The sequence below is a fragment of the Amycolatopsis sp. NPDC051061 genome (genome assembly GCF_040682935.1).
Taxonomy (GTDB): Bacteria; Actinomycetota; Actinomycetes; order Mycobacteriales; family Pseudonocardiaceae; genus Amycolatopsis.
The window spans coordinates 20,138-36,553 of sequence record NZ_JBFBBZ010000056.1 but is presented as its reverse complement, the minus strand read 5'-3'; the positions used below and the strand labels follow the sequence as shown (position 1 = coordinate 36,553).

At 67.8% G+C, this 16,416-nt stretch carries 15 protein-coding genes and 2 pseudogenes; 8 read left to right on the top strand and 9 right to left on the bottom strand.

Annotated elements, in window-relative coordinates:
• Positions 1 to 536: 536 nt before the first annotated feature.
• Positions 537 to 1,592 (top strand): hypothetical protein, encoded by a 1,056-nt coding sequence (locus AB0N03_RS44215; RefSeq protein ID WP_364386010.1) that lies wholly within the window; start codon positions 537 to 539, stop codon positions 1,590 to 1,592.
• Positions 1,593 to 1,682: 90 nt separating this feature from the next.
• Here AB0N03_RS44215 and AB0N03_RS44210 read toward each other — a convergent pair whose 3' ends face one another.
• The 5 genes and pseudogenes from AB0N03_RS44210 to AB0N03_RS44190 form a co-directional block, all read right to left on the bottom strand.
• On the bottom strand, positions 1,683 to 2,474 hold the full coding sequence (locus tag AB0N03_RS44210) for a maleylpyruvate isomerase family mycothiol-dependent enzyme (protein ID WP_364386007.1): 792 nt from the start codon (positions 2,472 to 2,474) through the stop codon (positions 1,683 to 1,685).
• A gap of 125 nt (positions 2,475 to 2,599) precedes the next feature.
• Positions 2,600 to 2,977, bottom strand: a complete 378-nt coding sequence (locus AB0N03_RS44205; protein ID WP_364386004.1) for a hypothetical protein — start codon at positions 2,975 to 2,977, stop codon at positions 2,600 to 2,602.
• Between the two features lie 84 nt (positions 2,978 to 3,061).
• Positions 3,062 to 4,455: pseudogene (locus tag AB0N03_RS44200) on the bottom strand (MFS transporter).
• A 37-nt stretch (positions 4,456 to 4,492) separates the two neighbouring features.
• Positions 4,493 to 4,846, bottom strand: a pseudogene (locus AB0N03_RS44195) (alcohol dehydrogenase catalytic domain-containing protein); the annotation flags it as partial.
• Entirely contained in the window at positions 4,843 to 5,823 is a 981-nt protein-coding gene (locus tag AB0N03_RS44190; RefSeq protein WP_364386001.1) for an alpha/beta hydrolase, read from the bottom strand. The pseudogene AB0N03_RS44195 and the gene AB0N03_RS44190, both read right to left, overlap by 4 nt.
• A 117-nt stretch (positions 5,824 to 5,940) precedes the next feature.
• Here AB0N03_RS44190 and AB0N03_RS44185 point away from each other — a divergent pair, with 117 nt between their 5' ends.
• Entirely contained in the window at positions 5,941 to 6,582 is a 642-nt protein-coding gene (locus tag AB0N03_RS44185; RefSeq protein ID WP_364385998.1) for a helix-turn-helix domain-containing protein, read from the top strand.
• Here AB0N03_RS44185 and AB0N03_RS44180 read toward each other — a convergent pair.
• From AB0N03_RS44180 to AB0N03_RS44170, 3 genes are all read right to left on the bottom strand, one after another.
• Positions 6,555 to 7,085, bottom strand: a complete 531-nt coding sequence (locus AB0N03_RS44180) for a GNAT family N-acetyltransferase (RefSeq protein WP_364385995.1) — start codon at positions 7,083 to 7,085, stop codon at positions 6,555 to 6,557. The genes AB0N03_RS44185 and AB0N03_RS44180 overlap by 28 nt on opposite strands.
• A gap of 178 nt (positions 7,086 to 7,263) precedes the next feature.
• Complete coding sequence (locus AB0N03_RS44175; RefSeq protein ID WP_364385993.1) at positions 7,264 to 8,244, bottom strand: hypothetical protein; 981 nt, start codon at positions 8,242 to 8,244, stop codon at positions 7,264 to 7,266.
• The gene (locus AB0N03_RS44170; RefSeq protein WP_364385990.1) at positions 8,241 to 9,896 is read right to left on the bottom strand and encodes a glycosyltransferase; all 1,656 of its coding nucleotides are present in this window, start codon (positions 9,894 to 9,896) and stop codon (positions 8,241 to 8,243) included. The genes AB0N03_RS44175 and AB0N03_RS44170 overlap by 4 nt, the downstream gene beginning before the upstream one ends.
• Before the next feature lie 264 nt (positions 9,897 to 10,160).
• On the opposite strand from AB0N03_RS44170, the gene AB0N03_RS44165 reads away from it, so the two are divergent.
• Positions 10,161 to 11,009, top strand: coding sequence for a hypothetical protein (locus AB0N03_RS44165; protein WP_364385987.1), 849 nt, complete (start codon positions 10,161 to 10,163; stop codon positions 11,007 to 11,009).
• A 19-nt stretch (positions 11,010 to 11,028) separates the two neighbouring features.
• On the opposite strand, the gene AB0N03_RS44160 is transcribed toward AB0N03_RS44165, so the two are convergent.
• Positions 11,029 to 11,967: an alpha/beta fold hydrolase gene (locus tag AB0N03_RS44160; RefSeq protein WP_364385984.1), complete on the bottom strand. Its 939-nt coding sequence runs from the start codon at positions 11,965 to 11,967 to the stop codon at positions 11,029 to 11,031.
• 57 nt (positions 11,968 to 12,024) lie between these two features.
• Between AB0N03_RS44160 and AB0N03_RS44155 the strand changes: the two genes are divergently transcribed.
• The 5 genes from AB0N03_RS44155 to AB0N03_RS44135 all read left to right on the top strand — a co-directional run bounded on the left by AB0N03_RS44155 (position 12,025) and on the right by AB0N03_RS44135 (position 16,401).
• Positions 12,025 to 12,549: a helix-turn-helix domain-containing protein gene (locus tag AB0N03_RS44155; protein ID WP_364385981.1), complete on the top strand. Its 525-nt coding sequence runs from the start codon at positions 12,025 to 12,027 to the stop codon at positions 12,547 to 12,549.
• A gap of 115 nt (positions 12,550 to 12,664) precedes the next feature.
• Positions 12,665 to 12,793, top strand: a complete 129-nt coding sequence (locus AB0N03_RS44150) for a hypothetical protein (RefSeq protein ID WP_364385978.1) — start codon at positions 12,665 to 12,667, stop codon at positions 12,791 to 12,793.
• 132 nt (positions 12,794 to 12,925) lie between these two features.
• Complete coding sequence (locus tag AB0N03_RS44145) at positions 12,926 to 14,026, top strand: FAD-dependent oxidoreductase (protein WP_364385975.1); 1,101 nt, start codon at positions 12,926 to 12,928, stop codon at positions 14,024 to 14,026.
• 11 nt (positions 14,027 to 14,037) lie between these two features.
• Positions 14,038 to 15,390 (top strand): amidohydrolase family protein, encoded by a 1,353-nt coding sequence (locus AB0N03_RS44140; protein WP_364385972.1) that lies wholly within the window; start codon positions 14,038 to 14,040, stop codon positions 15,388 to 15,390.
• Positions 15,391 to 15,414: 24 nt separating this feature from the next.
• Complete coding sequence (locus AB0N03_RS44135) at positions 15,415 to 16,401, top strand: LacI family DNA-binding transcriptional regulator (RefSeq protein WP_364385969.1); 987 nt, start codon at positions 15,415 to 15,417, stop codon at positions 16,399 to 16,401.
• Positions 16,402 to 16,416: the final 15 nt, after the last annotated feature.

Genomic DNA, 16,416 nt, shown 5'->3' with positions numbered 1-16,416 from the left:
TGGCGTTTCGTGGATATGGCGGCAGTACGGGCCGCTCCGGCATCTCGTACTGCCGACAGCCACACCTCGAGGGACGTGAGAGTGGGCCGAAGGGCGCGCCGACTCAGGCGCGTGCCGCAGCGGACATTACGCGTCATCCGTTGCTGGAGAACAGGTCCGTTCGGACGCAAGTGTCACCGTAGTGGTGCTGAGCGAAGTGGCTCAGGTGTTCGATATCCACCCGTTTGGTCTATACCTGCCACGGCTTGATCGTTTAGGCTTCTTGGGCTCGGCTCTCGACACAACGTGAGAGCCGCACCCGGGGAGGGGTCGGATGAGCACGCTTGACGCCGTGTGGTCGTGGTGGCCGATGAGGCACCGGACTTGGCCGGGAGTCGAGCCGGAAATGCCTGCATTCCGCGCTATCCGGAGCGCGAGCCGTGTCGTGCACCGACGGCGGCACTTTTTGGAAAATCACCCGGCCTGACCGGAATCGTCCGGTTGAGCAGGCAGCCGGACGAACCGCGGGCCGCACCACAACTTCATCAGTTCCGGGAGTGGTCGTGACCACGAGTCACCCGAAGAGCAGACGCCACGAGTGTCAGTGGCTCGCTCTCGACGAAGGCAGCCTGCTCTACGCGATCGGAGATGCTCTTTACGCCGGCGTTTCGCTGAACAACGCCGATATCGTTCTCAGGAAGGTCGTCGCGCCGCTGATCGAAAGTGCTCGGAAGACCTGCATCCAGCAGCGGGCAACGGTGCACTACGGCTACGACGCATTCGATGTCCGAGTCAAACCGGCGCTGGGAGGCCGTGATGGTTCGCTCGTCGCTCTGCAGGCGTGTTACGTCCCGGCGGGAGAGCCGTTTCCGGCCAGGCCGCCGATCGCGGTCTGGGAGTGGGAGGAACCGGCACCGGGCAGTGGTGGGTCGCTGCGCCATTGGTGGGGTGAGGAGGCGCCCCGTTTCTACGGTGTCGACCCGCCGACCGCCGACTGGCACGGTGGGGCGACCGGCCGTGATCCCTACCGGTTCTTGGACAGCGTCCTGACCGACGACTTCCGTGTCCTGATCACCGCGATGATGCAGGACTTCTGCGACGCGGAGATCGACAAGCCACTGATCATGTTCATGGAACAGCGGCACGTCACCACGCGGTCGCGGTGCGGCGTCCGAGCGGTCGGACGCAGGAAATCCGACAGCTACTACGTCGGCTTCTCCGCGAAGGTCGGCTTGAGCCAGGTGCACCAGGCGGTGTCCGGTCCGCTGATGCGGCAGCTCGGAGCTTTCGCGGCGATCGTCACCGACCCGCTCATCGTCGTGGACGCGGTGCACGAATCGGTCGTCGTCACGAGTGACGACTTCACGCACATCGATGTTCCGGTGCCCGCGAACAGCAGTCTTCGAGCGATGGTCCACGGGGACGACATCGATGACGTACTGGACCTGATTGGGTACTCCGCGAATCATCCCGGTGAGCGAAGCCGGCCGGTGCGCGGGTCTCTCAAGACTCGTTCGGGAGGTTGGCTCGGCGTCCTCGTCCATGCGGTGGGAACGAACAACAGTGCGACGGCCGGCAGGCAGTTCGTCATGTGCCGGCTCGAGGTCGCGTGAGCTGCGATCGACAACCGATGGTCGGCCGGCTACCAGCCGACCCCTTCGGTTAGCATCTTCGATGCCGTGTCCTGCGCCAAATCGGGCTTCTCAGTTGCTGGCGTGGGCGGTGTTGTCGAGCCAGTGCTGGGCGAAGCCGGTGTCGCCGTCGACGCTGATGTCGGTGGCTTCGCGGTCGTCGAGGGGGAGCCGTCGGGTCAGGATCAGCAGTAGTGATCGTGCCGGGCCGGTCACTGTCACGTCGGCCGGCCGGGTTCCGGGCTGCCACGTCGCACCGTCCGGCCGCCGTTCGACGAACCAAGCGCCCGCGTCGTCCGCGGTGTCGGTGGCCCGCCACTGCAGGGTCTGCCCGGTGCCCCGGAGGGTGTGGGCGGACTCGGGCCGCTGCATGTCCCCGGTGGGGGAGGTGAGCATCGCGAGGTGGTTGTCGATGAGGGCGGTGGCGATGTCGGCCGGCCGGTCCGCGGCATTGGCTGCGTCGACGCCGTGGAGGACCGCCTCGTTCAGCATGCCGGCCAGCCAGAACCGCGTCCCGGACCGCTGGTCGCCCGCGGCGTTGAACACCGGCGCGTCGAGCGCGTCATCGGAGCACGCGCTCGCCACCCGCTGCGCGGACTCCGGCAGCCACGCCGGCCAGTCGCGGGGATCGGCAGGCAGCGCGGCCATCTCCGTGGGCAGCCGCGTGGGGTCGGTGACGCGCCGCTCGATGATTTCCGCGACCCAGTTCTGGGTCTGGCCCACGTGCGCGACCAGGTCGGTGACGGTCCACTTCGGGGCTGTCGGCACGGCGGCGTCGGGCCCGGCCGCGGCGGCCGATTCCGCCAGACGCCGGGTGTGTTCGACGATCGCGCGCCGGGCAGTGTCCGCGTTCAGTTCAGTCATGGGAGTGTCCTCGGTGTCTGGGGAGCCGGTGATCGTGCCCTGAGTGCCCGCCCGCTGCGGGTGCCTTCGACTACGCGTCGAACGACGGTAGCCGGGATCGACAACCCCATGAAAATTTTCGATCTTCAGGCTGGGCATGCGGCCGGGTACGCGTCCGAGTCGCCGGGTAGGGTCCGATCGACGCAGCCCTGTGGAGATCGTCCTGACCGGGGCCAAGCGGCGCCCCGGAGATCGTCGCCGAGACGATCGCCGGTTTCGCGGGCGGCGAGCAGGTGCGCGTCGTACTTGTGGGCGAGTTCGCGCATGGCCTCGATCTTCGGGTCCAAGTCGGCGCGCCATTCCTTCCTCTTTTCCGTTCCGATGCGAGCACGCGCGACACCGGCTTCGACGACGTCGTGGATCGGCAGGAGGAACGGCTCGATGAGAATCAGCTCCGTGCCCGCCTCGGCCAGCGGCGCGAGCAGGCGGTCGTAACCCGCTTCGAACTCCTCCACTCCGATCACATACCCCTCTACCTGTGGGGGTCGAGCGTGTGCCAGCCCAGCACGGTGCTTTCTGGACGGAGGGTGATCGTCATCTACGTGTTCCTAACGTTTCCTTGGTGAGTTCATCGGCAGTGGGAGGGGGCCGCTTCGGAAGAGAAGCGCGGCCAGGACGGCACTGCCCAGGAAGATCGCTGCTGCGGTCCAGAACACGAGGTGGTAGCCGGTGAGGGTCGCCTCGGTGATCGTCGCCGGCTGTGCCGCGGTCGCGGCGTGGGTCGAGAGGTACTTCGCGGTCGCCGTCGTGGCGAGTGAACTGAACACCGCCGTCCCGATGGACCCACCGATCTGCTGGGCGGTGGTCACCAGGGCGGACGCCACTCCCGCGTCGTGCGACCGGACTCCGCTGGTCGCGGCGTTCTGCACCGGACCGAAGATCAGTCCGAATCCGATGCCCGTGACGAGCAGGGCCGGCAGCACGGCTCCGGCATAGCCGGAATCAGCGTGGATGCCGGTGAGGATCGCCATGCCGATCGCGGACAGGACGCAGCCGACCGGGACGAACGGCCGCGGCCCGGTGCGGGGCAGGAGCACCGCACCGGAGAAGACCGCTCCGGCCATCACCGAACCGATCATCGGGAGGAACGCCACTCCGGTCTGCAGCGGGGTGAATCCCCGCGTGATCGCCAGGTAGTAGGTGAGGAACAGGAAGACCGCGAACATCCCGATCCCGGAAATCCCGAGTGACAAGTACGCCGTCCCGCGGACCCGGTCCAGGATCACCCGCAACGGCAGCAACGGGTGCTTGGTACGGCGTTCGATCAGCACGAAGACGGCGACGAGCGCGACGCCCGCGATCACCGGGCCGATCGTCCGGAGGTCGTTCCAGCCGTGCGTTTCGGCAGTGCCCAGGCCGTAGACGATGCCGATCAGGCCGAGCACCACCGTGACCGTGCCCGCGATGTCGGGCCGGGTCCGCTCCGGTCGATCGCCGTCGCGGAGGAAGGCCATGCCGCCGGCGAAGGCGACCGCTGCGATGATCAGGTTCACGTAGAGGCACCACCGCCACGACAGGCCTTGGGTGAGGACGCCGCCCAGCAGCAGCCCCAGTGCCCCACCGGCGCCCGAGATCGCGCCGAAGATCCCGAACGCGCGGCCGCGTTCCTTCGCGTCGTCGGCGAACGTGACCGACAGCAGCGACAACGCCGCTGGTGCGAGCATCGCGGCGAACACGCCCTGGCGATCCGTGCGGCCAGCAGCATCCCGAAGTCCCCGGCGGCGCCGCCGAACGCCGACGCGACAGCGAATCCGCCGACGCCGATGAGGAACAGCCGCTTGCGTCCGAAGAAGTCCGACAGCCGACCGCCGAGCAGCAGGAGGCTCCCGAACGCGAGTGCGTACCCGGTCAGCACCCACTGCCGGTAGTCAGCGGGAAATCCCAAGTCGCGCTGGGCGGTCGGCAGTGCGATGTTCACGATGGTGGAGTCCAGGATGTCCATCAGCTGGGCGAGACCGAGGATGACGAGGGCCATCCACCGGTTCGGCCGCGGCCTCGGCGAAGCCCAGAGACGGCGGGATGGGGGCGTAGCAGGACAGCACCGTCAGTTCCGCTTGTGCGCCGCTGACGGCGGAGAACCCGAACACGCGGTCGCCGACGGCGGCATCGGTGACACCGTCGCCGAGTTCGTCGACGATGCCCGCCGCTTCGTGGCCCATGGTCTGCGGGAGCTCCTGGTCCAGCAGACCTTGACGCTTCGTCCAGTCGCTCGCGTTGATCCCGGCGGCGCGCACCGCGATCCGGATTTGACCGGGGCCCGGGCGCGGATCCGGAAGGTCCACGAGTTCGAGGACCTCCGGGTCCCCGAACCGGCTGAACTCGACTGCCTTCATGAGTCCTTCTTCTCTTGAACGGTTGCTGACCGAGCGCGGTGCCGCCAGGCGCCGTGCTTATCAAGGAAGTGACGCTGTTCGGCGGCGGCTTCCCGGTCTTCCGGGGTGTCGCCTCCGAATCCGCCGTGCGGCATGGCCTCGAAGACGTGCAGTTCGGCCTCCACACCGGCGCCGCGCAGGTCGCGGTGCATCCGGACGGTGTTGGAGAGGAACAGGTCGCGGGTGCCGCTGCGCAGGAAGGTGGGTGGGAAGCCGGACAGGTCACCGAGGAGCGGGGAGAGATACGGCTCCCGCAAATCAGCTCCTGCCGCGTAGAGGGCGTTCGTCGCTTGCAAGCTGCGGAGAACGTTGTCCACGCCGGCCAGGGTCTGGAAGGTGTCGCCCGCCTCGGTGAGGTCGACCTGCGGACTGTTGAGCACCAGGGCCGCGGGCATCGGCAGTCCGGCGTCTTTGGCGCGCAGCAGGAGGGCCGCGGCGATGTTCCCTCCCGCGGAGTCGCCTCCGACGAACACCCGCGACGGACCGCGGTCCCGCACCAGGCGCCGGTACACGGCGATCGCGTCGTCAAGTGCGGCAGGGTACGGATGCAGTGGTGGCAGCCGGTAGTCCAGGCCCCACGTGAGCATGCCTGTGGACAGTGCGGTCCTGGCTGTCGTCGCGCGGCACGCGTCCCCGCCGCCGACCAGGAGACCTCCGGGGTGCATCCAGAGCAAGACCGCCTCGTCCGCCTTCTCCTCGACTCCGTGGGGCCGCGCGGCGTACACGGTGGCGCCGTCCACGCCGAGATCCTCGACGCGGACCGGCAGTTCGGAGATCGGGAACCGCCGGACCGTGGATCGATTCGCCTGCTCGGCCATCGCCAGCCACGCCTCGGTGTCCCCGGCGGCCGGATAGGACAGCTCGCCGCCCTCGACGGCGAGCCAGGCCCGCGCCTGCTCACTGACCGTGGACGGAGCGGGAAACGTGCGCTCGCTCATGACTCGACCCCTCGATCGACGCGACTCGCTGGGGTGGCGTCGACAATGATGTTGCCCGGTGGTGGACCGAACATTAACCTAACTCACTAAATTTAGTCACACAAGAGAGGGGGGTGCATGCCCAGAACCAGCGAGCGCGGCGGCCCGCGGACGCGCGCACGGATCCTGGAGGTCGCGAACCGGTTGTTCTTCGAGCGCGGGTACGAAGCCGTCACCGTCGCCGAGATCGCGCGCGAGGCCGGCGTCTCGAGCGTGACGGTCTTCAACCACTTCCCGCGCAAGGAGGACCTCTTCATGGACCGCGCGGCCGACGCGGTCGACCTGCTGCGCTCGACCGTCCGTGACCGCGCACCGGGCGTCGACGTGCTGACGTCCTTGCGGGATAAGAGTTTCCGCCTCCTCGACGCTCGACACCCGCTCTCCGGTGTCGCCGACCGTTCCGTGCCCTTCTTCCGGACGGTCGCGGGATCACCCGCGCTCCTCGCGCGGGCGCGAGCCATCATGTTCGAACTTCAAGGGGCGCTGGCCGAGGAGTTCGATCGCGACCCGACCTTCGAGGGTGACGCGACATTGCTCGCCGCGTTCTTCATCGCCGGCTACAGCGCGATGCTGGTGGAGACCGCACGCCGCCGCATCGCAGGCGAACCGACGAACACCGTCGTGCAGGACCACCGCGTGCGCCTCGAGCGGCTGTTCACCGCGCTGCGCGACGGAGTCGGCCCCGCGGATGTCTACAACTGCCCCGCGGCGACCTCGTAAATGATCCCCAGGCCGTCCTCGTCGTCCCACTGCTCGCCGATCTCGACAAAGCCGTACTGCGATGCCAGCCGGTAGGAAGCCAGGTTGCCGGGGCTGATGGTGACCCGAACGGTGCGCACTCGTGGCTCGTCGGCGGCTCGGCGCAGCAGGGCTTCCAGCGCCGCGCGGGCGTAGCCGCGGCGCCGGTGCACCGGTTCGACGGCGTAGCCGATCTCCACCGTCCCCGACGGGTCGGGAGGCCCGTGGTAGCCGGCCCGGCCCACGGCCACCTGCCGCAGTTCGTCCCAGATGACGCCGGTGACCCATGCCGCGCCGGCCGGGTCTTCTTCCACTTGTCTGCTGCGCATCTGCCACACTCCGCGCCAGTCCGGGCCGGCGAAGTAAGCGGAGACGGGGACCGGACTGACCGCGTTCGCCGCCGCCAGGTCGCCACGTGCGAGAGCGTGGAATGCCGGACCGGTCAGGTGCACGATCCGAACCTTCGGCCTCAGGTGCTCGGTCATGAGGCAACCCTCGCAGACTGACCGGGCGGACGCCGTACGTTTCCCGGCGTCCGCAATTCGGAATGAGCGTACGCCCTGACGAACGACCGCTCTGCGGCATGACAGGACGGTGGAATGGAGCGGCTGTCGTGACAGTGCGATTCCTGAGTTGAGCTGTCGCTGATCGGCGACTGGCGAGTTAACTCAGTACGTCGAGTATCACAGGAACGGGATAGGAGATGTGTACTTCAGACGCAGGATCGGGTACGAATAGAACTTCTAGTGGGCAATAGGGCACTGCCAGTGGCCTCACGCCTATCTGAATCTGCTGTGATCTCATGTCATCATTCGTAAAATGCAGGATCTCCGCTACGGGGTCGCGAACAAGAGCGCCTTTGGGCCCGCGAACTTGTACCCGGACCCGTCCCAGCATGTTCTCGGACTCGTCGGTGATCTGGAGGACCACGGTGGATAACTTGCCTATGCGTAAGGGTTCGCTGAGGACCTTAGTGTTGAGCTTTATTCTTGATGCCTTGATGTGGCTCTGGTGCATCCTGAGATAAGCCTCATCGACGCCGAGCAAGATCGACAATTCGTCGAAGTCCGGGCTTTGAAGTCTTCTGGCCTGTACATACCGAGCGCATAACTTCGTAGTCTCATTACGCATCTGGCTAGCGACCTTGCGGATCTCATCCTCAATGAAATCCCTCTGCTCAAAGTTGACCAGCGAAAGCCCATGGAGGTCTAGAGGCCTAAGCATCCATGACACTTCTGACGAGGCCTTCAGTATCTCGTGAATACCTTGAGGTGCCATAACCATTCGATCCATGATCGCGACCGCGGGAAAGAGGGAGCAAAAACCTTTGTACGAAATCCGTATGAACTTGCCAACCTCCGGGTCTCTCGACCGCCCGCCTTCGTACCCCATGTAACACCAATAGCCCGATGAGTCGCTGATGACGATCCTGAAATCTGTTACTCGGATCATGGAGGCCCTCAGGCGGTCCAGATAGACGCGCAGGATCTTGTCCACTTCGGTTGGCGCATTCACCGTACCGTAATCGTTTTGTATGGCCACGTGGTCTACGTCGATGTGATCGAAAACCTCCCGCCTGAGGGTTCTCTCGATATGCTTACGTCGATCCTCGTCGCCCTTCAAGTAAAAGATTTCCGCCTTCATGATGATCCTCCCTGGTCAAACATATTACTCAGCAGGAGGGGCCTGAATCCCATTTCTTGCGCAAGGTTCCAGGTTTGGTCAATGAACTCTTGAGCCTTGTCGGGTACAGTCAGGTCCACGGGTTTTTCCTTGAGTTCGTCGTACAGTTGGAGAAATTTACCCGCAACATCTGACCACAGGTAATCCTTCTGTACGTATTCGCGACTGGCTTCACCCATTCGCTTCCGCAGGTCCGGGTCTGCGAGCAACGTTATTATCCATTGCGCCAGGCCCAACTCGTCCATCGGCTCGGCAAGGAATCCGTACTTTCCATGCCTGATGATCTCACGCAGTCCCCCCTCCCTACTGGCCACGACCGGGCGCCCACATGCTAGGCCTTCCAGGGCTGTCATGCCGAACGGCTCATAGATGCTCGGGACAACGACGATGGAAGCACGCTGATACAACTCAGCCAGTTCTCGTCCAGACTTCCATCCTATGAACTCTACGTTGGACAGTTCCAGGTTTGTGGCGAGCCGTCTCAGGAAGTCGCTCAGGCCGCCGTTCCCGACAATCTTCAATCCAACATTTGGGAACTTAACGCGAACATACTGGTACGCGCGTAGCAGATACTCTACGCCTTTCTGCTCGACCAGGCGACCGACGAAGAGCAGGTAGCCGTCTCCGTCAGGCCAATCGTCACAGGGGCGAAAGACGACTTGATCGACACCGTTCTTGATGATCACTGGCGGATGCCGTAGAGGCAGTCGTCGGCCCTCCAACTCTTCCAACATCGCCTTGCTATTGACGGTGACGCGGTCGGCGCAGACTAATCCGAGATTCTCGACCGAAGCGCACAGTGTACTATAGTTCGGCAAATGTAGATGCATGACGAGAGGTATGCCAAGTTCCCAGCGGCACTTGATGCCGGCGAGCACCGTCACCCAGTCATGGCAATGGATCACGTCTGGACGACTCTCCTTCGCTCTTCTAATGATCTCTCGCGATGCAAATTCGGCAAAAGCAAGCCAGGACGTGGGATTCGCATATGAGGTCTCGACCCTTGCCATCCCGTTCGGCTGCACACGGGAATCAAAATCCCAGTACTCCTGGTTGCCGGCACTCGGCAGCATCACTTCGACGTCGAGGTGCGCCCCAAGCGCCCTGGTCAGGTGCTCGACGTGCACACCGAGACCACCGAACACATGCGGTGGGTATTCAGACGACACATGGCAGACGCGCATGGTGTTAGCCGCGACGTCGTGACCCAGCCGCACGCGCAGGGCAGCAACCACGGCCGCCGGGTCGTCTTCCCAGCCGAGGTAGCTCATGTCGTTGATCATTGCCAGTTCGCCGCGGAATTGTTGCTGCTCCTCGGGAGTCCCGACAAAAATCGGTAATAACGTGTTCCCGGCGCTCGCGGCCTCATCGTTGAGGACGGCGAAGAACTCGCGTTTCGGCCAGGGCTTCCCCATGAAGGCCGCACTGATAATGACCAAGCAGAACTGCGATTCGCGCAGCCCATGGTTAACACGCTCAGTTATACTCTCGCCCCACTTGATTTCCGCCTCGTCGTACCAATAAGTGATATTCGCCCGATTAAATGCGTCGATGAGTGGCCGCACGACGGTGTTCTTATCCTCGCTCGCGTGGCAGATGAAGATGTCTTTCACGTAACGAATCCTACCGGTCCCTGGCCGAATCGCCGAACACGGCATCCATACAACCCAAGACAATCACTGGCCACATAGAGGACAAACAGCGGCCAAGCCGGCCCACTCTGGTCCAGCCAATCCGGACGGTTCGGGCACGACCGTCGCCAGACGAACCTACGCTCATCGGCATGACCGTGCGTTCCGGTGCCAGGGTGCGACGGCAACGGGCCGCCGCGCCGCGAGAGGGGCCCGGCCGTACCGACCGGATGGTATGTTGGCCCGGTGATCGACGTAGCGCGGCGGACCTGGCGATTCCTCGAGCCCTACCACGGAATGATCTATTTCGCCCCGGAAGCCGTTGCCGCGTATGGGGAACTCGGCCTGCGTGGCCGCGCCGGCTACTTCGCGTCGAGGTCGGCGGCTCTCGGTGCGGTTCCGGCGCCGGTCGTCGTCGCCACCTTCTACAACTTCAATCCGGGGCTCGTCGCCGAGTCGATCGCCGGTGCCTGGTCCGTGACCGACCCGGCCGCTGTCCGCGCCGCCCGCTACGCCGCGGCCGATGAGGCCTTGCGCGCCACGCTGGGCGAGGCGATCACCTCACCCGAGATGCGCCGAGCCGCCGCTCTCCTGCGTGCGGCCGCCGAGACAGTCATCGGCGACGTCACCGGCCGGCCCCTGTTCGCGGCCCACGCGGCCCTTCCGTGGCCCGCCGAGCCCCACCTGGTTCTGTGGCACGCGCAGACCCTGCTCCGGGAATACCGCGGCGACGCACACGTCGCCGCCCTGCTGACGGCCCGCCTGAGCGGCATCGAAGCCCTCGTCACCCACGCCGCCTCCGGTGCCGTCCCCGCCGAGACCCTGCGCACCTCCCGGGCGTGGTCCGAGGCCGACTGGAATGCGGCCGTCAGCGGCCTTCGCGCGCGGGGCTGGCTCACCGAAGACGCCGACCTGACGTTCACGCCCGACGGCGCGGCCCGCCGAGCGGAAATCGAGAAGGCGACCGACGAGAACAGCGTGACTCCCTACGCGCACATCGGCGAGTCCGCCTGCGCCGAACTGCAGGCGCTGGTGCGCCCATTCAGCCGGGCGCTCGTCGAGAAGTTCATGCCCTGGGCGCTTTCGAGGCAGTAGCGGGCGCGAAATGGGCGGCTCAGCGAAGCCGCGTGGCCAGCCAGTGGGCGATCGTGGCGAGCAGTTCGTCGTCCACCGGGGAGCGGAGCAGCCGGCGGTAGGCGAACACGGACGCCGGGCCGTCGGTGCGGCGCAGGATGTGGGTCAGGCCGGGAATCCGGTGGGTTTCGGCACCGTTCGGCACCAGGCGCGCGATCACGTCCAGGTCGTCCGGGTCGACCTGGGTGTCCTTGTCGCCGGTGACGGCCAGGACCGGAACCCGGATGCCGGCCAGGTCCGGGCGGGGGTCGTGGGCCAGTTGCTCGCGCCACCACCGGGCGTTGATCCGGACGCCGCCGATGCGGGCGGTGTCGGTGGTGGTGGCGGCCAGCCGGGTCAGCTGCCGGGCGGCGACGCGGCGCAGGACGGGCAGCAGCGGGCGGACGGGCCGGGGCAGCGCGTCGGCGAGCCGGGCGCCTTGCCAGCGGACAGCCTGGTCGCCCGGGCGGGCATAGCCGGCGACGAAGGCCGCGGCGGCGACGGGAGCGTGGGCGGCCAGCCACATCGCGTGCACGGCGCCTTCGCTGTGCCCGAGCACGCCCACGTCGTGCGGGCGGATGTCCGGGTGCTCACGCAGAGCGTGCAGGGCGGCCTCGGCGTCGGCCCGGTTGTCCAGGAATCCCACGGTGTGCCAATCGCCGGGTGTGGCGCCGGCGCCGCGGCGGTCGTAGCGCAGCGAGGCCAGGCCGTGCCGGGCGAGGGTGGTGGCCAGCGGGCGGCCGAGGTCCATGCGCACCCGGCCGGCGTTGGAGTCGCGGTCGACCTTTCCGGACCCGGGCAGGCAGAGCACGGCCGGGTGCGGGCCGGGGCCTGCGGGCAGCGTGAGCGTCGCGGCGAGGGCGAGGCCGTCGGCGGCCGGAACCGTCAGCTGCAGTTCCCGCAGATCGGCTGTGCCCGTGCTCGTGCCGGGGTACGTCATGTCCGCCTCCATTGGTATCAGTTTTGATATTAGTATCAGAGATGGGAGGATGCGTCCATGGCCACGCTCGACCTGCTGCTGCACCCCGTCCGGTTACGCATCCTGCGGACGTTCCTCGACGGCCACCCGGCCACGACGGCGCAGCTGCGCGAGCGGTTGCCGGACATCCCGCACGCGACCATGTACCGGCACGTCGCGGCCCTCGCGGGCGCAGGGGTGCTCGAGGTGCTCGACGAGAAACGCGTGCGCGGCACCATCGAACGCACCTACCGGCTGTCCTGGGACCGGGCCGAGATCGACACATCCGACCGGGCCGCCATGACGACCGACGACCACCGCAGGACGTTCACGGCGTTCGTCGGCGGCCTGCTGGCCGACTTCGATCGCTACCTGGCCCCCGAACCGACCGACCCCACGGCGGACGGCGTGACCTACCAGCAGGCCGCACTGTGGCTGACCGACGCCGAGATGACCGGACTGCTGACCGTGATCCGCGAAGCTGTCGCCGCTCGGATGGGGCAAGATCCCGGCGGGAACCGCACGCGCCGGATGATCAGCCTGGTGACGATGCCGGTGGACTGATCCTTCGGCGCGGATCGGCGGCTGTCACGAGTGGGACCGAGCGCGCGATCGGCGGCAGGGGCGACCGGCGGCCGCCTCAGCGCTGTCATCGACTTCGGTGAGCTCGGTGTGGACGATGCCACCTGGACGCGGTCGCGACTGGGCCCTGGCCACCGGGTTGAACGCCTATATCTCCTACGCCGCCGTCAACTCCCGCATCGCCGCGCAAACCACCCGCCAAATCACGCAGGCCCTCGCCGGCTGACCGACGCCTGGTGAGGCGACGTGGTCGCACTCTGGCCCTGGCCGGCCGCTCATTGACGTCCAGGCACTCGTGTGTTCTAGTGATGTAACTAGTTACTGAAACTAGTTACATCGATCAACTGGGAGGTCACGCATGGCGGCGCAGGTGGTAGTAGTCGGTGCTGGGGTCTACGGCGCCGCGGTCGCTTCGGAGCTGGCGCGGCGTGGCGCGCGGGTGACCGTGGTCGACTCGGGGGCGCCGGCGGGCGGCACGTCGGGTGCGACTTTCTCGTGGACCAACTCCAACGGCAAGGAACCACGGCCGTACCACGACCTCAGCGTGGCCGCGATGGAAGCGCACCGGAAGCTGGCCGCCGCGGTTCCCGGCAGCGATTGGTACCACGAGGGCGGGAACCTCGAATGGGCCGCGGACGCCGCCGAGCTCGAGCAGCTGCGCCGGAAGGTCGAATCGGTGACCGGCTACGGCTACGGCGCGCGCTGGCTCACGCGAGCGGAGGCGCTGCGGCTGGAACCGGACGTGAACCCGGACGCACTGCCCGGTGACGGCATCGCCTACTTCCCGGACGAAGGCTGGATCGAGCCGGCCCGGATGATCGGGCACCTGCTCGCCGGTCCCGGTGTCGACCGGGTCTGGAACGACGCCGTCACCGGCCTCGACGTCGCGGGCTCGCGAGTGCGCGCCGTGCGGCTGGCCTCCGGGCGTGCGCTTCCGGCGGACGCGGTCGTGAACTGTGCCGGGCCGGAAGCGGCCGGTGTCGCGGCGCTGGCCGGGCTGGACCTGCCCATGCGCAACACCCGCGGGGTGCTGATCCACACCTCCCCGGTGGCGGTCGCGGTCGGCCGGGTGATCCACGCCCCGCACGTGCACCTGCGGCCGGACGGCGCGGGCCGCCTGCTGCTGCACACGCACGAGGTGGACGGCGCTGTGCGCGTCTCGGACTCCGGCGAGACGAGCGTCGACGCCGCCGCCGTGGACGAGGTCGTCACCGCGGGGCGCGCACTGTACCCGGGGCTCGCCGCGGCGAGCGTCGAGAGCGTGCGCGTGGGCGTCCGGCCCATCCCCGGCGACGGCCTGCCCGTGCTGGGCCGCGCCGAACGTCTGCCGAACTTCCACTTCGCCGTCTCGCACAGCGGCGCGACGCTCAGCGTGCACGCCGGTGCGCTGGTCGCCGCGGAAGCGCTGGGCGAAGACCACTCCGCGGAATTGTCGGCCTTCCGCTTCGAGCGCTTCTGAAGGAGGATCTCTTGCGCACCAAGGTTTTGCACAGCTGCGACCTCGTCGACGGCACCGGCGGCCCGGTCCGGCCCCAGGTCGATGTCGTGGTCGAGGACGACACGATCCGGGAGATCGTCCCCACCCGCGCCGCCGAGGAGTACGGCCGGGTCGACGAGCTCTTCGAGGCCGCGGGCCTGCTGGCCCTGCCCGGCCTGATCAACAACCACACCCACGGCACCGCGTACGGCCCGTTGTTCCCCAGCGGCCACGAAGCGCTGCCTCCGGAGCAGGTGCGGGCGAACCTGGACCGGCACCTGCTGGAAGGCACCACGAGCGTGCTGTGCGTGGACGGTTTCGTCACCGCCGCTTCGGTGGCCGGCACCAACGACGACCACCCGGTGAACGTCCGGCCTGCCTCGTGCAACACGCCGGCCTGCCTGCACGCGGCGACCATCGCGGACGGCGGCGGCCTCACCGACGAGAGCCGGGCCTTCACCGCGGAGCGGGCCGTCGAGGCCGGCGCGGTTGCACTCGGCGAGATCGGCGCCGGGCACACGCTCGGCGGCGGTGGCGCCAGCTACCTGTACATCCCGGCCGAGGTCGCCCGGCGCACCGGGGTGACCATCACGCCCCGGCAGGCGGACGCGCTCAAGGTCGCGGTGCTGGGCCGCCACATCGCGGCGTCGTCGTTCGACCGGGACGCGGTCGAGCAGGCGCTGGAAACCGCCGGCCTGCGGGGCAAGATGCCGGTCGAGGAGATCCGTGAGCTCGTTTCGGAGATCATCCTGCCCGCCTTCGACGTCGCTCTCGACGGCCTTCGTGAGGCGGGGGAGTACGCGGCGCGGGCCGGCGTGCCGGTGCTGGTGCACAACGCGGCCGCGTCGATGACGCAGGTCGCGTCGGTCGCCCGCACCGGAGTGCCGCTGATCGCCGGACACTCGAACCACTCCAGCTTCGAGCTGCGAGAGGCGCTGCGGCACGCCGAGCAGCTCAAGGAACTGGGTGCGACCGTGGACGTCTCCACGCTGGACACGTTCGGCGCGCGGCGGCTGACCAGCGGCCCCGACCTGCTCTTCGCGATGTTCGAGGCCGGGCTCGTGGACACGATCTCCACCGACTACGCCGGCGGCTTCCACGACCCGATCCTGCTGGCCGTCGACCGGGCGGTCGAAGCGGGCGTGGTGACCTTGCCCGCCGCCATCGCGATGGCCACCGGCAACGTCGCCGCCGCCATCCCCGGCGTGGCGCCCCGCCGGGGCCGGGCCGCGCCGGGCATGATCGCCGATCTGGTGCTGACCGACCCGGCGGACCTGCCGCGCGTCCGGACCGTCATCATCGGTGGCCGGACGGTCGTGCGCGAAGGCGAGCGGGTCGCGGCATGACGGCGAGGCGGGAAGGGGCCGACGGTGAAGCGGACGACCATCGGGGATGTCGCGACGGCGGCCGGGGTGTCCGCGGCGACGGTGTCGCGCGTGCTCAACGGCGGCGCCGTCAAGGAGGACACCGCCACCCGGGTGTGGGACGCGGTGGCCCGCCTGGACTACACGCCGAACGCCCTCACCAAGAGCATCTTCGCCGGCCGGTCCAACACCATCGGCGTGATCATCGACGACCTGCGCAGCCCGTTCTACCTGGACCTGATGCGCGGGATCGACGAGGTCGCCGACGCCAACGGCAGCCTGGTCATGTTCGCCAACACCTTCCACCGGTCCGGCCACGAAGTCGCGCAGGTGCAGACGATGGACGAGCAGCGGGTCCGTGGCCTGGTGGTCACCACCGGCGACTCCACCGACGAGCGGACCCGCCGCATGGCCGCGGGCGGCACCCCGTGCGTGATCGTCGCCCGCCCGGCGCCGGAGGACCAGGCCAACCTGCACTCGGTCGCGCTGGACAACGTCGCGGCCGGCCGCCTGATGGCCGGCCACGTGCTCGCCTGCGGGCACCGGTCGGTGGCCGTCGTCGTCTCCGGTGGCCGGCCTTCCCAGCGCGACCGCACCGACGGATTGCGCCGAGGACTGGCCGAGAGCGGTGTCCGGCTGGCCGCGGACGCGGTGATCTCCATCGACCGCGACGAACGCGCCGACGCCGCGGTGGCGGCGCTGCTGGCGCGGCCGGAGCCGGTGGACGTGCTCGTCTGCCTGACCGGACGGCGCACGGTCGCCGTCCACTCGGCGCTCATCGCGCGTGGACTGTCCATTCCGGACGACATCGGCTTCGTGACGATGGACGACTTCGCCTGGGCTCCCGCCCTCGGCATCACCGTCGTCGCCCAGCCTTCCTACCGCATGGGGCAGAAAGCGGCCGAGCTCATCATCGGCAACCCCGGTGAGCCGGCTCGGCTGACCTTCCGGCCCGAACTCATCGCCCGTCGTTCTTGCGGCGAGAGGCGATAACCCGGGACCCCCCCG

What these genes read in the sequence shown, in the direction of transcription:
- AB0N03_RS44145 (WP_364385975.1), top strand. Translation starts at nt 12,926, where the DNA reads ATGGCGGCGCAGGTGGTAGTAGTCGGTGCTGGGGTCTACGGCGCCGCG.
- AB0N03_RS44155 (WP_364385981.1), top strand. Translation starts at nt 12,025, where the DNA reads ATGGCCACGCTCGACCTGCTGCTGCACCCCGTCCGGTTACGCATCCTG.
- AB0N03_RS44185 (WP_364385998.1), top strand. Translation starts at nt 5,941, where the DNA reads ATGCCCAGAACCAGCGAGCGCGGCGGCCCGCGGACGCGCGCACGGATC.
- AB0N03_RS44190 (WP_364386001.1), bottom strand. Translation starts at nt 5,823, where the DNA reads ATGAGCGAGCGCACGTTTCCCGCTCCGTCCACGGTCAGTGAGCAGGCG.
- AB0N03_RS44160 (WP_364385984.1), bottom strand. Translation starts at nt 11,967, where the DNA reads ATGACGTACCCCGGCACGAGCACGGGCACAGCCGATCTGCGGGAACTG.
- AB0N03_RS44210 (WP_364386007.1), bottom strand. Translation starts at nt 2,474, where the DNA reads ATGACTGAACTGAACGCGGACACTGCCCGGCGCGCGATCGTCGAACAC.
- AB0N03_RS44180 (WP_364385995.1), bottom strand. Translation starts at nt 7,085, where the DNA reads ATGACCGAGCACCTGAGGCCGAAGGTTCGGATCGTGCACCTGACCGGT.
- AB0N03_RS44150 (WP_364385978.1), top strand. Translation starts at nt 12,665, where the DNA reads ATGCCACCTGGACGCGGTCGCGACTGGGCCCTGGCCACCGGGTTGAAC.
- AB0N03_RS44175 (WP_364385993.1), bottom strand. Translation starts at nt 8,244, where the DNA reads ATGAAGGCGGAAATCTTTTACTTGAAGGGCGACGAGGATCGACGTAAG.